This is a genomic window from Mesorhizobium sp. M0563 (genome assembly GCF_040321065.1).
In the GTDB taxonomy this organism is placed as follows: Bacteria; Pseudomonadota; Alphaproteobacteria; order Rhizobiales; family Rhizobiaceae; genus Mesorhizobium.
Genome location: NZ_JAMYQV010000004.1, coordinates 308519 through 326158, shown reverse-complemented (window position 1 = coordinate 326158; position 17640 = coordinate 308519). Strand labels below are relative to the sequence as shown.

Genomic DNA, 17640 nt, shown 5'->3' with positions numbered 1-17640 from the left:
AATTTCCGTATCCAGCGGGGCTCAAATAGCTTTGGCCGGCAGCGTGCGCAGGAAGCGCGCCGCGTGATAGGCGCAGTAGCTTTTCGAAGGCCTTGTGCGCAGCCCGCAGCACAGCATGTCCAAACCGGGGCGGCTGCCGGGGGCGTCGTTTCCCGCATCCTCCTGCGGCGTCGTGTCGAGCGGCGCGCGGCAGCGGTCGAACAGGCAATCGATGAAGCGCATGGCGACGAAGTGCGGCTGGCGGCCGCCGGCGGCGATCGGGCGCGGCGCCGGCATTTCGAGCGGCTCGCCATCGGACCCCGTGATCCGAACCGGACCCGGCTGCCAGGCCGGCGGCGCCAGCCTGGCCGACAGCCTTGCCGGGCGGCAGTGGTGCTCGGCCGGTACTGCCCCTGCCTGGCCGGCGGGGTTCGACGGCTCTGGCGCCGATTTTCCATGCCGGCCGCCCGACCGTCCGCTACACCAGCCCTTGGATCTGGCAAGGCCGATGGCGTGCAGACGGGCGGTGCGGTGGACGATGCCGATGATCGCCGCGCGCGAGGCCGGGCGGCCGCGCTGCGCACTCAGCCGGGCGGCGATCTTCGCGGCCGACAGCCCACTCATCAGCCAGTTCTCGATTTGTTCCAATTCGGAGGGGGAATAGCGGGCGGCCATGACGTTTTATTCCCTGCAAAGGTGGTTGTGTGGCGCCGGCTTCGCCGGCCTCAGGCTCGAAAGCCGGTCAGCCCTCGCGTGGCCTGCTATCGAGCTTCATCCCGGCCGCCTGCCTTGTTGCGCCGGAGACTGCCTTGCCCGCCCGCTTGTCGAAGGCGATGACCGTGCCGTCTTCGGTGCGGATGCAGGAAACCGCGGCATCCGCATTGCCGGCCGGCAGGCAATTCGTGGCCGGAGCCGTGAGGGGAACGGCTCCGGCCGTTCCGGCCGCTTGCGCTGCCGGATCCGAGGCGCGAGCCTCGGGCATCGTCCCGGCCGGGGAGGAGGACAGCCAGGACGAAGGGGAAAAGGTTGGCACATGACTACCGCGGCCGCCTCCTTGGCGCTGGGGGGCGGATTCGAGGACCGAAAGCTGGCGGAGCGACTTGTGCATGGCCACATAAGAGCATAACTTAAGACATAATGCAAGCGATTCTTGCATAGACGAGACCGGATCTTGTGCCTCAGATGGAGCCATGGTGAAAACTGCACTGTCGATCAAGGTCGGGGCGGCGATCCGCCGGGCGCGCAAGCAGCGCGGCCTGGTGATGCGCCACATTGCCGAGCACAACGACACCGACGTCGCTGCCGTCGGCAATTGGGAAACCGGGCGCAACCTGCCCAAGACCGAGAACCTTTTGAAGACCGCCGCCTTCCTGCGCGTCGACCCGGTGGCGCTCGGCAAGGGCGAGGTCGTCTTCCTCGAAGATGCCGGGCCGGTCGCCGATGCCGAGATCGTCACCGATCCCGGCCCCCTGCCCGCCGGGCCGATGGACATCCAGCTTCTCGGCACCGCCGTCGGCGGCGACGATGGCGACTTCACCTTCAACGGCCAGCCGGCCGGCTATGTCCAGCGGCCGCCGGGGATCCGGCATCTGCGCAACGTGTTTGCGCTGCACGTGCTGAGCGATTCGATGGTGCCGCGCTACGAGCCCGGCGAGATGATCTATTGCGGCGGCCGCGAGGCCGTGCCCGGCGACCATGTGGTGATCGAGACGCTGCCCGAGGAGAACGAGCAAAACGGCAAGGCCTTCATCAAGAAGCTGGTCAAGCGCACCGCCGCCGAGCTGATCGTCGAGCAATACAATCCGCCCAAGACGCTGACCTTCAACCGCTACGCCATCAAGAACGTCTTCCGCGTCATCCCGCTCAAGGAACTGCTGGGGTATTGACGGGCGCTTGTTGCCTTCTCCCCTTGTGGGAGAAGGTGGATCGGCGCACAGCGCCGAGCCGGATGAGGGTGCTGGAAGGAACGCGGCGGAGGAAATGTAGACGCGATTTTAAGCACTTACGCCATCAAGGTAGCGATCCGTCCAACACCCCTCATCCGACCGATCTTCGCTCGGCCACCTTCTCCCACAAGGGGAGAAGGGAAGAGCAGCACGCCCTCCCCCTCAAGCCCGCCTCGATTGCTCCAGCTCTCGACCGTTGAGCAGGCGCGCCTCGGCGCGGGCTCGCTGCCGGTCGTCGATGAAGGCAGCCTGGATCGAAACGGCGGCGCCCGGCAGGCCGTCGGCCCGGCAGGCCTTGCAGATCAGGCGCCCGGAAAGTGCTGATAGCGGTGTCTCCGGCCTCACCCCATGCCGCTTGAGCTCGGCCGGCTTCCACCACCTGTTGCGGCCGCAATCGATGCACTCGACGGCAATCGAGACGACATCGGCGATCGTCGCTTCCTTGCCCGCTAATGCCATGGCCATCCCCATCGTTGTTCCTGCTTTGTTCACATTATCGGTTTTCGAGGCGGAGTCGAGTCGGTTCCGCTTACACCAACGTGAAAGTTTCACTTGTTCATTTATTTGAGTTATGCTTCTATACCATGCAAGCTGGAATCGGCGCAGCCGCGGCCGCTCCGTCCACCGAATGCAAGGGAGTGACGATGGACCTCGCCCAGTTCGCCCAGGCCTGCGGTTATGCCGGCGACAGCCCGGCCATGCTTGCCGCCTTCGCGGCCATCCGCCAGGACGGCATCCGCACGGCGCGCCAGGGCCATCGCCAGCGCAAGGCGGCGATCGACCGGATGAAGCCGAGCCGCGCTTTGTTCCTGGCGGCGATCCGCCCGGCGCAGTCGGCCGAGGAGGCGATCGAGGACGCCGCCCGCTTCCTGTCGATGTTCCGCAACATGCCGCACTGGCGACAGGAAAGGCGCAGCGCCGACCTCGCCCGCGCCAGGCAGCAGCGCCTCTTCGCCCGCTTCTTCCGCCGCTACGGCTATCGCCTCTGGGCGTTGGAGGCCGCCTGAAGACGCGCGCCCCCCTTGCAGTCAAAACGGATATTGCGATCGCCAACACTGCGCCGTATGTCTCCGCGCGATGAGCGAGATCGAATTCCGTCGTGCCCAGGCGCCCGACCTGCCGGCGATCGTTGCAATGCTTGCCGACGATGCGCTCGGCGCAGACCGGGAAGACCCGTCCACGCCGCTCGCGCCATCCTATCTCGATGCCGTCAGCGCGATCGATGCCGATCCCAACCAGTTGCTGGCCGTGGCCGTCGAGGGCGAGCAAGTGGTCGGGACCCTGCAACTCACCTTCCTTCCGGGTATCTCCAGGAAGGGTGCCTGGCGCGACCAGATCGAAGGCGTTCGCGTCGCCCGGCAATGGCGCTCTCGCGGCGTCGGCAAGCTGATGATCGAATGGGCGATTGAAGCGTGCCGTTCGCGCGGCTGCAGCCTCATTCAGCTCACCACGGACAACAGTCGACGGGAAGCGCACACCTTCTACGAGCGCCTCGGTTTCACCGCCAGCCATCTCGGCTACAAGATGGCGCTGTAGGTCGCTGCAGCAGGCGCCGTCGGCGAAGCTGCCGATCTCCCCCCTTGCGGGGAGATGCCCGGCAGGGCAGAGGGGGGTGCTGTTCCCTCCGACCTGTCAACCAATCGGAGCCAAACCCTCAGGCTGATTCGAGTTGGCAACAACTGAAGTCGAAGTTGGCGATCCGTCCCACCCCCCTCTGTCCTGCCGGACATCTCCCCCGCAAGGGGGGAGATTGGATGTTGCTTCGACTTTCGCCAACCACCAACGCTGGAACGCAGGCAGACAGAGGGCGCCAAACTGAAACAATTGCCCTTCACCTGCCCTCCGCGCCGCTTGACAATCCGCCCACAATGTTCTCTTTATGTTCTCATCAAAACTCTAGACAAGGCGGCGTTCGAACCGCCGCGGGCGAACGGGCCGGATGGAAGCCAACATCCTCCACGCGGATCTGGATGCCTTCTATGCCTCGGTCGAACAACTGCTCGACCCGGCCTTGCGCGGCAAGCCGATTGCCGTCGGCGGCGGGGTAGTGCTCGCCGCATCCTATGAAGCCAAGGCGTTCGGCGTGCGCGGCGGCATGCCGGGACGGCGGGCGCGGGAACTCTGCCCGCAACTCATTTTCGTCGGCGGCCATTTCAAGGACTATCAGCGGCTGGGCGATGCGGCAATCAAGGTGCTGGGCGATTTCACGCCGGTGGTCGAGCGAATTTCCATCGACGAGGCCTTTGCCGACGTCGCCGGCTGCACCCACCTGTTCGGCTCGCCGGCCGAGATCGCCGGCAAGATCCGCCACCGCGTGCGGGCCGAGCTCGGCCTGCCGATCTCGGTCGGCGTAGCCCGCACCAAGCATCTGGCCAAGATCGCCTCACAGGTCGCAAAACCCGATGGGCTGGTGGTGGTCGATCCGCGCCACGAGCTGGAGTTCCTGCACCACCTGCCGGTCGAGCTGATGTGGGGTGTCGGCCCGGTCACCAGGGAGCGGCTGGCCGGCATCGGCGTCAACACCATCGGCGAGCTGGCGAAGACCAACAATGGCGCGCTGGAGCGCCTGCTCGGGCCGGCGGCGGGAGAAAAACTCAACGCGCTGGCGTGGAACCGCGATCCGCGCAAGCTGGAGACGCAGCGCCGGGCGCGCTCGGCGGGCGCGCAATCGGCGCTCGGCAGGAAGCCGGCCGACGAGGAAGTCTTCGTGCCGGCTTTGCTGCATCTGGCCGATAGGGTCGCCACCAGATTGCGGGCGAAATCCCGCCCCGGCCGCACGGTGACGGTTCGTGTCCGCTTTGCCGACCTGCGCTCGGTGACGCGCTCGATCACGCTCGACCAGCCGATTTCGGCAACCGCCATGCTGGCCGAGATCGCCGAGGCGCTGGTGCGCAAGGTGCTCATCGACCATCCGCACGAAAAGACAATCTCGCTGCTGGCGATCGCTGTATCGCATCTGGAGCAGCATGCCGGCCTGCAACTGGAACTGCCGCTCGGGCTCGCCGACGACCGCCGCCGCCCGGGCACCAGCAGGGGCGCGGCGCGCTGGACCGCAGATCGCGCCGTCGACAAGATCCGCGACCGCTTCGGCTGGGAGGCGGTCGGCTACGCCTCGGTCGCGCTAGGCCTACAGCGGTCGGTTCCCGACGCGTTTCGCGAGCTCGCCGAAAAGGAGCTGTGAGCTGCGCGGCCGGGGCGAAAAAAGACTATCCGACAGGAGCCAGGGGCGATACTGCCGGCCCGTTCAAGGCCGTGCCATCGACGGCAAAATGCGAGCCGTGGCAGGGGCAGTCCCAGCAGCGTTCCAGCGAGTTCCAATGAACGTGGCAGCCGACATGGGTACATGCGGCCGAGCGTTTGTAGAGCGTGCCGTCCTCGTCGCGAAAAGCCGCGACTTTGGTAAGACCTTCGCGCACGATAGCGCCCTGCCCCGGCCGCAGCTTGTCGGCGGAATCGATTTCACCAGGCGCGACATACTCGGCAAAACTCCTGATCGCTGTCGCATTCTCCGCTAGATAATCGCCGATCGCCCGTACCGTCTTGCGGGAGGGTTCGTAAAGTTCCCGCCAGGGGCTTTGCCGCTTCAGGATCAGGTCCGAAATCAACAGGCCGGCCACGACCCCATGGGTGATGCCCTGGCCGGAATCGCCGGTAGCAACGAAGACTCGCCGATCACCGGGATTGCGGCCGATGAATCCGGCATAATCGACGGTCTCCATCACCTGCCCGGACCATCGATTGGCTTCCGCGCCGATATCGGGCACCAATTTTTTGATCCAGGCCGCCAGGGCCGTGAAGCGGTGGTCGGCGTCGTCGGCCTGCCCTGTCTTATGGTCTTCACCACCGACGATCAGAAAGTCGGTCTCGCCTTCGCCAGGCTGCAGACGAACGTAGTGATAGGGGTCCAGCGTGTCCCAATAGAGTGCATCCGGCAAAACGTCGCGCGCGATCTCGAACGACATCGCGTAGGTCCGATAGGGCGCTTGCTTGGTATGGAGCGCGACCCGATCGTTGATCGGCGAGTTGGTGGCGACAACGGCCGATTTGGCAGACACGGCAAAGCCCGAGACCGTGCTTACGCGCACGCCGTCGGTCTCCTCAACTTTGTCGACGATGGTCTCCGCATAAAGCGCGCCGCCGCGCGCGCGGATGCCGGCAGCCAGCCCGCGGAGATATTTGAGCGGGTGAAATGTCGCCTGATTGGCGTAGCGAAGGATCGGTGCATCCGAAAAGCCTGCAAGCGGCACGCCCACGGTTTTCTCGACGTCGACACCGATTTTCCGGGCGGCGTCCAGTTCGCGCTCGATGACGGATTCCTTCCTGCCCGACGCCGGAAACAGAAAACCGTCGAGGCGGCGGAAATCACACGCGATACCCTCCGCCTCCAGGATCGATTGGATACGGTCAATAGCGGCCGACTGGCTTTGATAGTAAATCCGCGCCAGTTCCTCGCCGCGCAATTTGATCAGTTCCGAAAAATAGTCATCGCAGATCGATGACAGGTGCGCGGTGGTGCGGGCCGTCATGCCGCTTCCGATCCGGCCGCGATCGAGCACCGCCACCTTTTGCCCGGCGATGGCCAGTTCGTAGGCGACCGACAGTCCGACAATGCCAGATCCGACGACCACGACATCGACCTGTTCACTCCGCTCGAGCGGAACCGCATCAGGCGCTACTTCGGTTCTCGCCCAAACGGATACAGTCCTTTCGTCGCCGACATTCATGGCGGAGCCCTTCATACTCGACATTCGGATAAACGGACGCCAGGATTCAAAGTTCCTCGACGCCTGAATGCCTGCGTAAGCTTGACGTCACCGCCGGTCCGCCCCGACGCGTTGTGAGCCGGCCTGGCTGGGGCGGTGCACTTGGCGCCAGGAGCGATCGTTTCCTGCAAATGCGACATTCGAGGCGGCCCTGGTCGTCAGACCAAAAGCGTTGCGCTGCCCCAGGCGATCAGGGCGATGCCGGCCGCCCGGCCAACCCACTGGCCGACAGGAAACACCTTTTCAACCAGCACCAGAATAGCGAGCCCGGCAACCCACACCAGATTCATTATGCCACCCACGAACAATAACGCCATCAGCATCCAGCAGCATCCGACACAGAACGCCCCGTGCAGCGCGCCCAAACGCAGCGCGCCAAGTGTGTGGGGACGCCAGTGGCGGGAAAGGAACGCCGTCGGCTTCCTGCAATGCGACAGGCAGGCGTTCTTGAGCGGCGAGAGCTGATACAGGCCCGCGGCGATCAGGACGATGCCTGAAAGCCAGCGGCTCTGCGAACTCATCGTCGCCGCGGTAACGAATGCCTCGCGTTCGAGCAGCCAATGCAACGCAGCTGCCGCGACGGAGAACCCCAGCCAGACCAGGAGATAGCCTGCCATGAATACGCCGGTGGGCGCGAGCTTGTCCTGGATCTGCCCTTGTGCGAGCGCATGGCGATGCACGCGCGCATAGAGCAGGACAGTCGGCGCCGCGCTCGGAGACATCATGGCGATCATCATGACCCACCACATGGCGATCATCAGCGCCCAGTTCGCCGCCCCCCAGACCCGCGGTTCCGTCGCCGTGGCCATTGCGCTCATGTCCATGCCGGGCATGTCCATGCCAGACATATCGGAGGTCATGTCGGCGGTTTGCTGGTGGGGGAATAGCGCGACCCTCGTCATCTCCCACGCATTCATGCCGAGCCCTGCACCGGCGACGATATAAAGCCAGCCCAGCAGGCACAGCGCCGCCACGCCCGCAATCGTGATGACGCGGTCGCGTCTGAGCAGCCGTTCCAGTGGCGACCCACCGTCCATGCGGCGCGTCAGGCCCGCACCACCCCGTGATTGTTGAGATGCAGCCGGGCGAACTGGCCGTAACTGTCCTTCATATTCACCTGAACCGGCCCGCTGGTTGTGCTTGAAGCGCTGCCGATCTCGGCGACCGCATATTCGAAGCCGTTCGGCAACACGATCTGAGCGCGCGAGTCCGCGCCCGTCACCTTGTTGCGAATTGGTTCGCCGACCGTTTCGATGTAGTCCTTGACGAAGATGCGGCCCCTGCGGCCGTCGATATCGAGGTCGAGATCGATCTTGGTGAAAACCGGCTCATTCATTTTTGTCACGGTTGAGGCGTAGACGGCGAACATCGTCGCGAACGGGTCGGTGTCCTGGCCGGTCATGATGCGCAGCAGCGCTTGACGCTGCCGGTCGGTTGCATTCTCGTCGACGAAAGCGATGGCTTCGCCATTGCCTTCGTGGATCGCGCCAGGCCATTTGAAGATCGCGGCGATCCGCAGGCCGTCGAGAGCGGTTTCGCCATGATGACCTTCGTCAATCTGGATGCCCGCCACCGCATGGCAATGGCCTTTGTCGGGCAGCGCATTGAATTGACAGTTGCAGCCATATTCGCAGGTGCAATTGACGAGTTCCCGTCCCTTGATTTCCCAAGACGTCATGCTGTCCTCCCTGATGCGAAGTATTAGACCATCATCATACACCTGCGCCGGCCGTGCCGCCATCCTGTGGCGCCAAGAGTGATCGCGACAAGAGGCGGCAGGCCAATGCGGTTTCTTGTCGAATTTGGGTGAACATACCCCCCGGAGATGGCGGGGCGATATCGGAACGGCAGACGTGGGTCGAAACAAGCGTTTCCGAGCGCAACCCGCCAAGGTCCGGAAATGACCCCAGAAGGGGCGTTCGGCAGCGATCCGAGCAGCAAGGATTTGGCAGGACCGGAAATCGGCATGGAATGCCGCAATCATCATCATGTCCCGTCCAAGTTGTGGACACTTCCTTCTCAAAGGCGCACTCTTGGCATGCGAAACGCGAGCCAGAGTTTCGTCCAACGCTTCACATGCCTGACTTGCGTCGGTGATTGTCTGACCTATCCGGATACTTCCGGATGGGCAGACCTCACATTGTGTCGCCTATCCGTGATCAGGCTACGGCCTAAGGCACGTTGCAGCCCGTTCCGGATCAACTGGGAGGTAAACAACATGCCTGATTTTCAGCGCAGAGAACTTCTTGTTCAAGGAAGCGCGGCTCTTGCCGCAATTGCTGCTCTCTATACCTCGCGTCGGGCTTACGCTTTTCCAACACGGCCGAGCGAGGAAGTTATTCCGTGGCTGGATCAGCCGACCAAAAATCCCGATCCGGTGGGTATCCAGAAGCAGCTTGTCTGGGAGGATTTGGATAGCTGGATAACGCCAAACGACAAGTTCTTCAGCATCTCGCATTTCAACCGACCAACGATCGACGAGAAGACATGGTCGATGGAGATCGGAGGCTTGGTCAAGAAGCCCTTGGAGTTAACGCTCGCCGACATCAGGGCGCGACCGCGGCAGGAGGTCGTTTTCACAGTGGAATGCTCGGGCAACCACGGATTTCCCTTTTTCACCGGCGGCATCGGCAATGCCCGTTGGGCAGGGACGCCGCTCGCCCCGATCCTCGAGGAAGCCGGTGTTCTGGAGAAGGGCATCGAGGTCGTCTTTTTCGGTACCGACACAGGCGAGGTCCCGATACGCGACGTCAAGATGCAGCAGAACTTCGCTCGTAGCATGTCGCTCGCCGACGCGATGAACCCCGACAATCTCCTCTGCTATGAAATGAATGGAGCCGCCTTGCCGGCGGCCAACGGCTTCCCGGTACGGCTCATTGCTCCAGGCTGGTACGGGATCGCCAACGTCAAGTGGCTAAAGCGCATCGAGGTTCGCGATACGCGGTTCATGAGCCTTCTGATGGCCCGTGACTATGTCACCATCCGGGAAGAGGACCACAACGGCGAGACCGTATGGGCCGAGACTTCAGTTGGGCGAGCGCTGATAAAGTCCGCGCCTGCGAAGGTTACCCGGAAAGACTCGGATTACCGCATCGTTGGGGCAGCCTGGGGGGCGCCGACCGACCGGGTCGAAGTGCAAATCGATCAGGGGCCTTGGGCACCAGCGACCATTGACCACAGTGAGGAGGCAGAACACGCCTGGAAAATTTGGTCCCTGGATTGGGCAAATCCCTCTTCTGGAGAACACACGGTGACCTCGCGCGCGGTCAGCACCACGGGACAAATTCAACCGGCGATGGACGATCCCTTGATTGCCAAGAAACACACATACTGGGAAAGCAATGGCCAGGTGACGCGCCGCGTGCGTATCGGCTAGCGAATTTTGCAGCCAAATAGATGCGGCAAAACAGATGGTTAGAGCGGGTTACCGGTTCCAGAGAACCGGAACCAGTCTAAGAACTTGCTGCCGTGTGACAATTTGCGTTTGGGTCACCCAGGAGGAGGCTGCCTGATCCGAAAGCTGGCACCGCTCTATATCGAGCATGACGGGTGTAGGCCGTAGATCCTCTTCGCGACGATACCGGTCCCCGAAATCGGGGGCGGAGCCCTTCAGCTTAGTGATCGAGGCGATGGCAGACTTGTCCGGTGGCGCAACCTTGGCCATGTCGCCTTCGCGCGCCATTTCCGCACCATTTCCAGCCTTCTGCTCACCTCTCCACGGCCCTGATCTCCGCGTCGACCAGGCACCAGGGCGCATAGCGGAAGTCGCGGATCTGGATGACCTCCTCGCCCGCCCATTCAACCAGCACGAAGCCGCGCACGGCGCCGTCGGCCGCTTGCGGGTCGCGGATGAGGATCGCCGGCCTGCCGTCGACGAAGCCGAGCGACAATGTCCAGTCGCTGATACGATCGTAATTGCCGAAATAGGTCGACGCCTGGGCCTTGCCGCGCAGGCGGACGCGGTTGACGACATCGAGCCGGACGTCCTCTGCGATCAGTGCCCTGACCGCGTCGAAGTCGCGCGCGTTGAACAGGTCGACATAGCGCCGCAGCCGGCGCTCGTCATCGGCGTCGAGCCTCGGCGCGAGCGCCTGCTCGGGCTGCAGCGCCAGCAGCTTGAGCTGCGCCCGCCCGCGATGCAGCGCGGCCTTGGTGGCGGCGAGCGTCGCGCCGGTCACCTCGCAGGTCTCATGCAGGCTGAGGCCGAGCACGTCGACCAGGATCACGGCGCTGCGCTGCGGCACCGAAAGCTGCATGAAGGAGCGCAGGCCCGTCTGGGCGGCGAGCCGGCTGTCGGCGCTGCCGGAGGGATCCTCGATGACGCTCATGTCGGCCTCGGTCATGCGCGACCTTTCCCGATTGCGCCGCCGCAGATGATCCTGCGCGGCATTGTGGGCGATGCGAAACAGCCATTGCTCCGGCCGTTCGACCATCGCACCGCCGTCGATCGCCTGCAGCGCGTTGATCAGCACCTCCTGAACGATGTCCTCGCCGTCGATCACCGAGCCGGCCATGCGCGCGCAGTAGCGATGCAGCCTTGGCCGCAACCCGACGAGCATCGCCTCCAAAGTCGCCCTGTTCATTTTCGGCGTAGCATCCCGTTTCTGCGCGAGCGGCATGGCAGGCGCTATCCCGCCTTCTGATCCGCCAGCATACGGTAATTGCCGATGACTTTGACAGGCGATCGCATTGCCGGGGTCGAACGGCGTTCGGCGTGGTTTTCCGCAAATGCCTTGAAGGCGGCAAGCTCGGTCAGCGCCGACGAAACGCCGTTCTGGCCGACGATGTGGACGAACGAGCCGTCGTCCAGCTCGAGCACGAGATAGCGCACCGTCGGCGGTGCCGCCTCGCCCAGCGCTTCGAACACTTTTTCGACCAGCGCGCGGTTATCTTCCAGGTCGGCTTGGTTCACACCGTATCGAATGAGCGCGTAGTCCATTGTCGTCTCCTGACTAGTTGGTATGAACGAAGGACGACCGGCTGCGCTGAAAAGATTCTCCTTGTGGAAGAATCTTTTCGGTTGCCCGCAACGTCTTTCCCGCGTGGGCGGCTGCGCGGCAGCCATCAAGCAGGAGCGACGATCATGCATATCCAGTTTGCCGAGCTTCCGGTATTCGACCAGGACCGCGCCAAGGCGTTCTACACCAGGCATCTCGCCTGTCAGGTCCTGGCCGACCAGAAGATGGGCGATGGCGGCTGGCGCTGGATCGAGCTGGCATTTCCGCATGCCGTGACGAACCTGCATTTCATCAGGCGCGCCGACGACGCCCCCGGCGCGGAGCCCGTATTGGTGCTGGTCGACGAAAATGTCGGAGCAATGAGCGCGGCGTTGAAGGCGGGCGGCGTCGAAATCATCACCGAACCGCATGATGCGCCGTGGCAGCCGGGGCGCACGGTGGCGGAGTTTCGCGACAGCGAAGGCAACCGCATGGTCCTCGCCAGCCGATAAGCCACCGGAGCCCTCTGTCCGGCGGGCGTCCTACCTAAGTCCTACCCTCCGGCCGGACCATCGGCCGTGCTTCCTTCGTATTATTATTTCGTGACCTCTGCGCGCCGGAACCTTCCCTTGCATCGGGCGTTCGGGCGCTGTATTCGCGATGCCTCATATTTAGGCAGGCGGAGGAAATGCGAACAAGGGCGGGTGGCAAAACAAACATGGGCCGGGGAGGAGCATCTTACCATGTCGAACCGTAAAATCGGAATGTCCCACAGTTTGGGGCTGCGCGTTGCTGACCTCAAATCCAGAATGCAAACTGCCCAGATTACCGAGCACGAGATCAAGACGTTTCAAAAGGTTGCCGCCATCATGGGCGGCGCCGAAGGCTCATTGCGCCTCGACTCGGACGATCTGATCGCCGCGTCTTTCCTCGTCGATCCCTTGGAAGATCTCCCGCTCTCCAGTTGAGGCGCTGAACGCGGGTCGAAACCCTATCGGGTTTGAACCTGCGATTGCCGCCAGCGGAGCATCCGCCAGCCGAGGCCGCATGCGAGGATGACGTTGGCCAGCGCCAGACCAGAAAGCGCGGCCAACGTCCCATGCGGGCCGAAGCGCTCCAGCAGCAATGCGCCGGCCGAGGGTGCCGCCGCCTGGGCGATCAGGCTCGGCATGGCGAGGCGGCCCATCAGCTTCGCGTAGCCGTTCGAGCCGAACAGCGCGAGCGGCAACGTCCCCCGCGCGATGGATTCCAGGCCGATGCCCGCGCCATAGAAGCCGAGCGCCAGCGGGATGATTGGCATGCCGGCCCAGAGCGCCGAAACGCCGATCGCCACAAACGTAACCGAGGCGAACTTGGTCAGGATCGGATGGTGGTAGCGCGCGATGGTCATCTCGATCGCGCGCGCCGCCACCTGGGACGGGCCGACCAGCGCGCCGAGCCCGACGGCCGCGGCCAGCGCCATGCCGCTGCCTTGCAGGATGGTGAGCAGATGCACCGACACCGTCGAGGAGATCACCGCCGCAAGCGTAAGGGTGGCGGCCAACACGATCATGATCGACGGATCGGGATTGCCTTCGCCGGCCGGCGTCGCCTGGTTCAATCCTGGCCCGACCGGCAATCCTGGCCCGACTGCCGGCTGCGGCGCCTCACGAGGCAGGATCACGAGATAGAGCGGAAGCGCAATCACCAGCTGAAAGACAGCGTAGGCCAGGCAGGTGCCGCGCCAGCCGACCTCCCCAAGAAGCCAGGCCGAAATCGGCCAGCAGATCGTACTGGCAAAACCGCCGAACAGCGTCAGCGTGGTAATGGCGGAGCGCGCGCCGTGGCCGTAGTGGCGCCCAAGCGTCGCGAAAGCGGCATCGTAGAGCCCAGCCCCCATGCCCAGTCCGATGACCAGCCAGGCTGCGATATAGGCCGCAAGATTAGGGGCGAGAGCCAGCCCGATCTGGCCGAGCCCGATGCATCCGGCGCTGAACGCCAGGACGTTGCGGCCGCCATGCCGCTCGATCGACGACCCGACGCGCGGCGAGATCAATCCTGCCGTGAGCAAGCCGAGAGACAGGCCGCCGACAACCCATGCCAGCGGCCAGCCGGTATCGGAGGAGACCGCCGGCGCAATGACCGCTGGAAGATAGTAGGAAGATCCCCACGCCATGATCTGCGTCAGGCCAAGCGCGGTGATGATTGCGCCGCGGCTGCGCAGGATGGTGGGCGAAGGCGCCAGAAGGCTCATGCCGCGACGCCGCAGCCACAGCCGCTTTTGCCGATCGCCTTTGCTTCGGCATCGGCGACACAGCAGGCATCCACCGCTACCGGCGCCGGACCGCCGCAGCAGCCCGTGTCGGCAATGCCGATCCGCGGCACGGTGCAGACGCCGGTCTCCGGCAACACGAGCTGGACATTGTCGGCGGCCACCATGTCGCCGGCGATCGCCGCGGCGACGGAGCGGACCTGCTCATACCCGGTCAGCAGCAGGAAGGTCGGCGCACGGCCATAGCTCTTGATGCCGACCGTATAGAACCCATGCTCGGGATGGCTGAGCTCGCGGTGACCGTGCGGCGGCACGTCGCCGCAGGAATGTTCGTTGGGATCGATCAGCGGTCCCAGTGCCCTGACACTTTCCAGCCACGGATCGAGCTCGAGCCGAAGCTCGCGCGTCAGCGACAGATCGGGGCGCTGTCCGGTCGCGGCGATGATGCGGTCGACCGGGCCAATCCGCTGCAAGCCGTCCTTGGTCTGGCCTTCGACGACCAGCCGGCCGTCGGCATCGCGGATCGAAACGGCTGCAAAGCCCGTCACCAGTCTGACGCCGCCGCTCTCGGCGAGTTCGCGCACTTCGGCGCCGAGTTCGCCGCGTGCCGGCAATTGGTCGGCATCGCCGCCGCCATAGATGCGCACCAGGTCGGTGCCGCGCGTTGTCCAGATGAAGGCCGTGCCGGGCTCCATATCCGCCAGCCTGGCGAGATCTAGCAAGGCATTAGCGGCTGAATGGCCGGAGCCGGCGACCAGCGTCGTCTTGCCGGCATAAAGGCGGCGGTCGCGGCCGAGGATGTCGGGGATGCCGTAGGCGATGCGATCGGCAAATTGCGCTTCGCCTACGGCATGAATTCCGCCGGCGCCGAGCGGGTTCGGCATCTGCCAGGTTCCCGAAGCATCGATGACGGCGCGGGCGCTGTCGCGCCGCGTGCCACTGGCGGTTTCGATCACCAGCATGAACGGCCGGTTTTCGCGTTCCTTGCTCAGCACCTTGTCGGCGCCCCAGCGCGAGATGCCGACGACCCGGGCACCGGTTTCGATCGACGGCGACAATTGCGGAAGCTTTGCAAGCGGCTCGAGGTAGTCCGCGACGAGGTCGTTCGCGGTCGGGAATGCCTCAGGCTCCGGCATCCGCCAGCCACGCGCCTCGAGCAGGCTTCTAGACGCCTGATCGACGCAATAGCGCCAAGGCGTGAACACCCGGACATGGCCCCAATCCCTGAGGTTGGATGCAACCCTATTGCCGGCTTCGTAGACTTTGACAGGAATACCTTGCGCGATGAGGTGGACCGCTGCCGCCAGGCCGACCGGCCCGGCGCCGATCACCGCGACGGGAAGCCTTTCGATCATCTCCATATCTTCCGTCCTTCCGGTAGTTTCGAATTATAATGCCAAAAAATTACGCCGCCGTCTTGGCCGTCGCTTCCACCGAAGCCGGCGCACAGGTGGCGTCGGCGCAGCATTCGTCCGCGAGGTATCCGATGAGCCCGTTCATGGCGGGATAGTTGGCCCGGCAGATCAGCGTCGTCGCCTGCCGCTCCTGTGTCACCAGGCCGGTGTCGACCAGCCGCTTGAGGTGATGCGACAGCGTCGAGGCCGCGATGCCGAGCCTGTCCTGGATGCGCCCGACCGGCAGCCCTTCATCGCCCGCCCGCACCAGGGTGCGGTAGAGCTGCAACCGCGTCGGGCTGCCGAGGGCTTCCAGTTGCGAGGCTGCTTTTTCGAGTATCATGGAAACACCTTAGCTCCGAGAGCCCACGACGTCAACGCTTATTTCGAACATTCTCGAATAACCGGACAATCGCCGTCTCGTTTGCGCCAACCGCCCGCCTCAAATCGACCGCTGATTTACCCGTCTGGCAAGCTCTTCCGCGCTTTCGACGCGTTCGGAATATCGGTTGGTGAGATAGGCCGACCGGTCGCGCAGAAGAAGCGTGAATTTCATCAGCTCCTCCATCACGTCGACGATGCGGTTGTAGTAGGGCGAGGGCTTCATGCGCCCGGCCGCATCGAATTCGTTGAATGCCTTTGCCACCGACGATTGGTTGGGGATCGTAAACATGCGCATCCAGCGGCCCAGGATACGCAGTTGGTTGATGGCATTGAAGCTTTGTGAGCCGCCGGAAACCTGCATGACGGCAAGCGTCCGGCCCTGGGTGGGACGCACCGAGCCCAACGACAATGGCAGCCAGTCGATCTGCGATTTCATGATACCGGTCATTGAACCGTGACGTTCGGGCGAACACCAGACCTGACCTTCGGACCAGAGCGAGAGCTCACGCAGCTCTCTCACCTTGGGGTGATCGGCGGGCGCCGAATCCGGCAGCGGCAGACCGGCAGGGTTGAAGATACGGACTTCAGCGCCAAGCCAGGTCAAGATACGTGCCGCTTCCTCAGTGGCCATGCGGGAATAGGAACGCTCCCGCAAGGAGCCGTAGAGCATCAAGATCCGAGGCTTGTGGGCCGAGGCGGCCACATCGAACAGCGCAGATGCATCGATTGCCGGGAGTTGCTCCATATCTATGTTTGGCAGGGACCCTGCGTGATCGACTGGTTTCATGGCTTCAAAGCTTTCTTATTTCGAGTTTCATCGAAATAGATAGGCGTGATACGTCGTGGCGTCAAAGCAAATTTCGAGAAATGTCGAAATACTCTAGGCGACGCGCTTGCCGCTGGCGTCGACGACGACCTCGCCTTCCTCCTTGGTGAAGGGGCCGATATCCGGATTGAGCAGGATATCGAGCACCGCTTCGGAGGGTCGGGCGAGCATGGTGCCGAGCGGCGTCACCACGATCGGCCGGTTGATCAGGATCGGATGCGCCAGCATGAAATCGAGGATCTCGTCGTCGCTCCACTTCGGGTCGCCCAGGCCAAGCTCGGCATAAGGCGTGCCCTTTTCGCGCAGCAATTGGCGCGGCGTCATGCCCATCGCTGCGATCAGTTCGACGAGCTTTTCGCGCGACGGCGGGGTTTTCAGATATTCGATCACCTCCGGCTCCTCGCCGGACTGCCTGATCATGGCCAGCGTGTTGCGCGAGGTGCCGCAATCGGGGTTGTGGTAGATGGTGACGGTCATTGCGCAGCTTTCATCTGTCCGACTGGTTTCGGTTGGGCGAGCAGCCACCCTGCCAATGCCATGGCGAGCAACGCGCCCAAAAGCTCGGCGGCGATGAAGCCCGGCAGATCGGTGGGACGGATCCCGGCAAAAGTGTTGGAGAACGCGCGGGCGATGGCGACGGCCGGGTTGGCAAAGGATGTCGACGCGGTGAACCAATAGGCGGCGGTGATATAGAGCCCAACCAGCCAAGGGATAGAATCCGGGCGCGAACGCAGGCCGGCAAGAATGGTGAAGACCAGCCCGAAGGCGGCGACCAGCTCCGCAATCCATTGGCCGCCTCCGGTCCGCACCGTCGCCGACACTTCCAGGATCGGCAATTCGAACATTGCATGCGCCAGGAACGTTCCAGCGATGCCGCCGGCAATCTGGGCGGCGACGTAGGCCAGCGCTGCGTTCGTTTCGATTTCACGCCGAAGCGCGAACACCAGCGTCACCGCCGGGTTGAAGTGCGCTCCGGAGATCGGCCCGAATATGGTGATGAGCACGACCAGGATCGCCCCGGTCGGCAAGGTGTTGCCGAGCAGCGAGACGGCGACATCGTTGCTCAGCCTGTCAGCCATGATGCCGGAACCGACCACGGTGGCGACCAGCAGAGCCGTGCCGAGGGCCTCGGCAACAAGGCACCGGGAAAGCTGAACCAC

At 63.8% G+C, this 17640-nt stretch carries 21 protein-coding genes; 7 read left to right on the top strand and 14 right to left on the bottom strand.

Annotated elements, in window-relative coordinates; all coding sequences use genetic code 11:
* Positions 1-21: 21 nt before the first annotated feature.
* Both NKI50_RS08855 and NKI50_RS08850 read right to left on the bottom strand, forming a co-directional pair.
* Positions 22-654 carry a GcrA cell cycle regulator gene (locus tag NKI50_RS08855; protein ID WP_352496051.1) on the bottom strand — a complete coding sequence of 211 codons (633 nt, stop codon included), beginning with the start codon at positions 652-654 and terminating at the stop codon, positions 22-24.
* A gap of 67 nt (positions 655-721) precedes the next feature.
* Complete coding sequence (locus NKI50_RS08850) at positions 722-961, bottom strand: hypothetical protein (RefSeq protein WP_245278786.1); 240 nt, start codon at positions 959-961, stop codon at positions 722-724.
* 208 nt (positions 962-1169) lie between these two features.
* On the opposite strand from NKI50_RS08850, the gene NKI50_RS08845 reads away from it, so the two are divergent.
* Entirely contained in the window at positions 1170-1865 is a 696-nt protein-coding gene (locus tag NKI50_RS08845) for an XRE family transcriptional regulator (RefSeq protein WP_023722940.1), read from the top strand.
* Between the two features lie 222 nt (positions 1866-2087).
* Here the strand turns inward: NKI50_RS08845 and NKI50_RS08840 are convergent, their stop codons facing one another.
* Positions 2088-2390, bottom strand: a complete 303-nt coding sequence (locus tag NKI50_RS08840; RefSeq protein WP_023722939.1) for a hypothetical protein — start codon at positions 2388-2390, stop codon at positions 2088-2090.
* Positions 2391-2569: 179 nt separating this feature from the next.
* On the opposite strand from NKI50_RS08840, the gene NKI50_RS08835 reads away from it, so the two are divergent.
* The 3 genes from NKI50_RS08835 to dinB all read left to right on the top strand — a co-directional run bounded on the left by NKI50_RS08835 (position 2570) and on the right by dinB (position 5106).
* Entirely contained in the window at positions 2570-2932 is a 363-nt protein-coding gene (locus NKI50_RS08835; protein ID WP_031195368.1) for a hypothetical protein, read from the top strand.
* 70 nt (positions 2933-3002) lie between these two features.
* Complete coding sequence (locus NKI50_RS08830) at positions 3003-3461, top strand: GNAT family N-acetyltransferase (protein WP_352640948.1); 459 nt, start codon at positions 3003-3005, stop codon at positions 3459-3461.
* Between the two features lie 403 nt (positions 3462-3864).
* Positions 3865-5106, top strand: a complete 1242-nt coding sequence (gene dinB / locus NKI50_RS08825) for a DNA polymerase IV (RefSeq protein ID WP_023722936.1) — start codon at positions 3865-3867, stop codon at positions 5104-5106.
* A gap of 25 nt (positions 5107-5131) precedes the next feature.
* On the opposite strand, the gene NKI50_RS08820 is transcribed toward dinB, so the two are convergent.
* The 3 genes from NKI50_RS08820 to NKI50_RS08810 form a co-directional block, all read right to left on the bottom strand.
* Positions 5132-6649, bottom strand: a complete 1518-nt coding sequence (locus tag NKI50_RS08820; RefSeq protein ID WP_031195366.1) for an FAD-dependent oxidoreductase — start codon at positions 6647-6649, stop codon at positions 5132-5134.
* Between the two features lie 197 nt (positions 6650-6846).
* A complete protein-coding gene (locus tag NKI50_RS08815) occupies positions 6847-7725 on the bottom strand; it encodes a DUF2182 domain-containing protein (RefSeq protein WP_352640952.1) in 879 nt (292 codons plus the stop codon).
* An 8-nt stretch (positions 7726-7733) separates the two neighbouring features.
* Positions 7734-8366 carry a DUF1326 domain-containing protein gene (locus NKI50_RS08810; protein ID WP_029351172.1) on the bottom strand — a complete coding sequence of 211 codons (633 nt, stop codon included), beginning with the start codon at positions 8364-8366 and terminating at the stop codon, positions 7734-7736.
* Between the two features lie 540 nt (positions 8367-8906).
* On the opposite strand from NKI50_RS08810, the gene NKI50_RS08805 reads away from it, so the two are divergent.
* Positions 8907-10064 (top strand): sulfite oxidase, encoded by a 1158-nt coding sequence (locus NKI50_RS08805; protein ID WP_352640954.1) that lies wholly within the window; start codon positions 8907-8909, stop codon positions 10062-10064.
* A 331-nt stretch (positions 10065-10395) separates the two neighbouring features.
* On the opposite strand, the gene NKI50_RS08800 is transcribed toward NKI50_RS08805, so the two are convergent.
* Both NKI50_RS08800 and NKI50_RS08795 read right to left on the bottom strand, forming a co-directional pair.
* Positions 10396-11271, bottom strand: coding sequence for a sigma-70 family RNA polymerase sigma factor (locus tag NKI50_RS08800; protein ID WP_352640956.1), 876 nt, complete (start codon positions 11269-11271; stop codon positions 10396-10398).
* A 44-nt stretch (positions 11272-11315) separates the two neighbouring features.
* Positions 11316-11627 carry a hypothetical protein gene (locus tag NKI50_RS08795; protein ID WP_352640957.1) on the bottom strand — a complete coding sequence of 104 codons (312 nt, stop codon included), beginning with the start codon at positions 11625-11627 and terminating at the stop codon, positions 11316-11318.
* Positions 11628-11771: 144 nt separating this feature from the next.
* On the opposite strand from NKI50_RS08795, the gene NKI50_RS08790 reads away from it, so the two are divergent.
* Positions 11772-12137: a VOC family protein gene (locus NKI50_RS08790; protein ID WP_352481659.1), complete on the top strand. Its 366-nt coding sequence runs from the start codon at positions 11772-11774 to the stop codon at positions 12135-12137.
* 231 nt (positions 12138-12368) lie between these two features.
* On the top strand, positions 12369-12593 hold the full coding sequence (locus NKI50_RS08785) for a hypothetical protein (protein ID WP_352640959.1): 225 nt from the start codon (positions 12369-12371) through the stop codon (positions 12591-12593).
* Between the two features lie 23 nt (positions 12594-12616).
* On the opposite strand, the gene NKI50_RS08780 is transcribed toward NKI50_RS08785, so the two are convergent.
* The 6 genes from NKI50_RS08780 to NKI50_RS08755 all read right to left on the bottom strand — a co-directional run bounded on the left by NKI50_RS08780 (position 12617) and on the right by NKI50_RS08755 (position 17640).
* The gene (locus NKI50_RS08780) at positions 12617-13858 is read right to left on the bottom strand and encodes an MFS transporter (protein ID WP_352640961.1); all 1242 of its coding nucleotides are present in this window, start codon (positions 13856-13858) and stop codon (positions 12617-12619) included.
* Positions 13855-15237: an FAD-dependent oxidoreductase gene (locus NKI50_RS08775; protein WP_502900342.1), complete on the bottom strand. Its 1383-nt coding sequence runs from the start codon at positions 15235-15237 to the stop codon at positions 13855-13857. Before NKI50_RS08775 ends, NKI50_RS08780 begins: the two co-directional genes overlap by 4 nt.
* A 43-nt stretch (positions 15238-15280) precedes the next feature.
* The gene (locus NKI50_RS08770; protein ID WP_023722924.1) at positions 15281-15613 is read right to left on the bottom strand and encodes an ArsR/SmtB family transcription factor; all 333 of its coding nucleotides are present in this window, start codon (positions 15611-15613) and stop codon (positions 15281-15283) included.
* A 99-nt stretch (positions 15614-15712) separates the two neighbouring features.
* Positions 15713-16441, bottom strand: coding sequence for an arsenical resistance protein ArsH (gene arsH / locus NKI50_RS08765; protein ID WP_502896916.1), 729 nt, complete (start codon positions 16439-16441; stop codon positions 15713-15715).
* Positions 16442-16534: 93 nt separating this feature from the next.
* Positions 16535-16957 (bottom strand): arsenate reductase (glutaredoxin), encoded by a 423-nt coding sequence (gene arsC, locus NKI50_RS08760; protein ID WP_352640963.1) that lies wholly within the window; start codon positions 16955-16957, stop codon positions 16535-16537.
* Positions 16954-17640 carry an aquaporin gene (locus tag NKI50_RS08755; RefSeq protein ID WP_352640965.1) on the bottom strand — a complete coding sequence of 229 codons (687 nt, stop codon included), beginning with the start codon at positions 17638-17640 and terminating at the stop codon, positions 16954-16956. Before NKI50_RS08755 ends, arsC begins: the two co-directional genes overlap by 4 nt.

Coding starts and splice junctions, on each gene's coding strand:
- NKI50_RS08845 (WP_023722940.1), top strand. CDS start 1,170: ATGGTGAAAACTGCACTGTCGATCAAGGTCGGGGCGGCGATCCGCCGG.
- NKI50_RS08830 (WP_352640948.1), top strand. CDS start 3,003: ATGAGCGAGATCGAATTCCGTCGTGCCCAGGCGCCCGACCTGCCGGCG.
- NKI50_RS08800 (WP_352640956.1), bottom strand. CDS start 11,271: ATGAACAGGGCGACTTTGGAGGCGATGCTCGTCGGGTTGCGGCCAAGG.
- dinB (WP_023722936.1), top strand. CDS start 3,865: ATGGAAGCCAACATCCTCCACGCGGATCTGGATGCCTTCTATGCCTCG.
- NKI50_RS08820 (WP_031195366.1), bottom strand. CDS start 6,649: ATGAATGTCGGCGACGAAAGGACTGTATCCGTTTGGGCGAGAACCGAA.
- NKI50_RS08850 (WP_245278786.1), bottom strand. CDS start 961: ATGCCCGAGGCTCGCGCCTCGGATCCGGCAGCGCAAGCGGCCGGAACG.
- NKI50_RS08770 (WP_023722924.1), bottom strand. CDS start 15,613: ATGATACTCGAAAAAGCAGCCTCGCAACTGGAAGCCCTCGGCAGCCCG.
- arsC (WP_352640963.1), bottom strand. CDS start 16,957: ATGACCGTCACCATCTACCACAACCCCGATTGCGGCACCTCGCGCAAC.
- NKI50_RS08785 (WP_352640959.1), top strand. CDS start 12,369: ATGTCGAACCGTAAAATCGGAATGTCCCACAGTTTGGGGCTGCGCGTT.
- NKI50_RS08855 (WP_352496051.1), bottom strand. CDS start 654: ATGGCCGCCCGCTATTCCCCCTCCGAATTGGAACAAATCGAGAACTGG.
- NKI50_RS08805 (WP_352640954.1), top strand. CDS start 8,907: ATGCCTGATTTTCAGCGCAGAGAACTTCTTGTTCAAGGAAGCGCGGCT.
- arsH (WP_502896916.1), bottom strand. CDS start 16,441: ATGAAACCAGTCGATCACGCAGGGTCCCTGCCAAACATAGATATGGAG.
- NKI50_RS08840 (WP_023722939.1), bottom strand. CDS start 2,390: ATGGCCATGGCATTAGCGGGCAAGGAAGCGACGATCGCCGATGTCGTC.
- NKI50_RS08780 (WP_352640961.1), bottom strand. CDS start 13,858: ATGAGCCTTCTGGCGCCTTCGCCCACCATCCTGCGCAGCCGCGGCGCA.
- NKI50_RS08775 (WP_502900342.1), bottom strand. CDS start 15,237: ATGGAGATGATCGAAAGGCTTCCCGTCGCGGTGATCGGCGCCGGGCCG.
- NKI50_RS08790 (WP_352481659.1), top strand. CDS start 11,772: ATGCATATCCAGTTTGCCGAGCTTCCGGTATTCGACCAGGACCGCGCC.
- NKI50_RS08795 (WP_352640957.1), bottom strand. CDS start 11,627: ATGGACTACGCGCTCATTCGATACGGTGTGAACCAAGCCGACCTGGAA.
- NKI50_RS08815 (WP_352640952.1), bottom strand. CDS start 7,725: ATGGACGGTGGGTCGCCACTGGAACGGCTGCTCAGACGCGACCGCGTC.
- NKI50_RS08835 (WP_031195368.1), top strand. CDS start 2,570: ATGGACCTCGCCCAGTTCGCCCAGGCCTGCGGTTATGCCGGCGACAGC.
- NKI50_RS08810 (WP_029351172.1), bottom strand. CDS start 8,366: ATGACGTCTTGGGAAATCAAGGGACGGGAACTCGTCAATTGCACCTGC.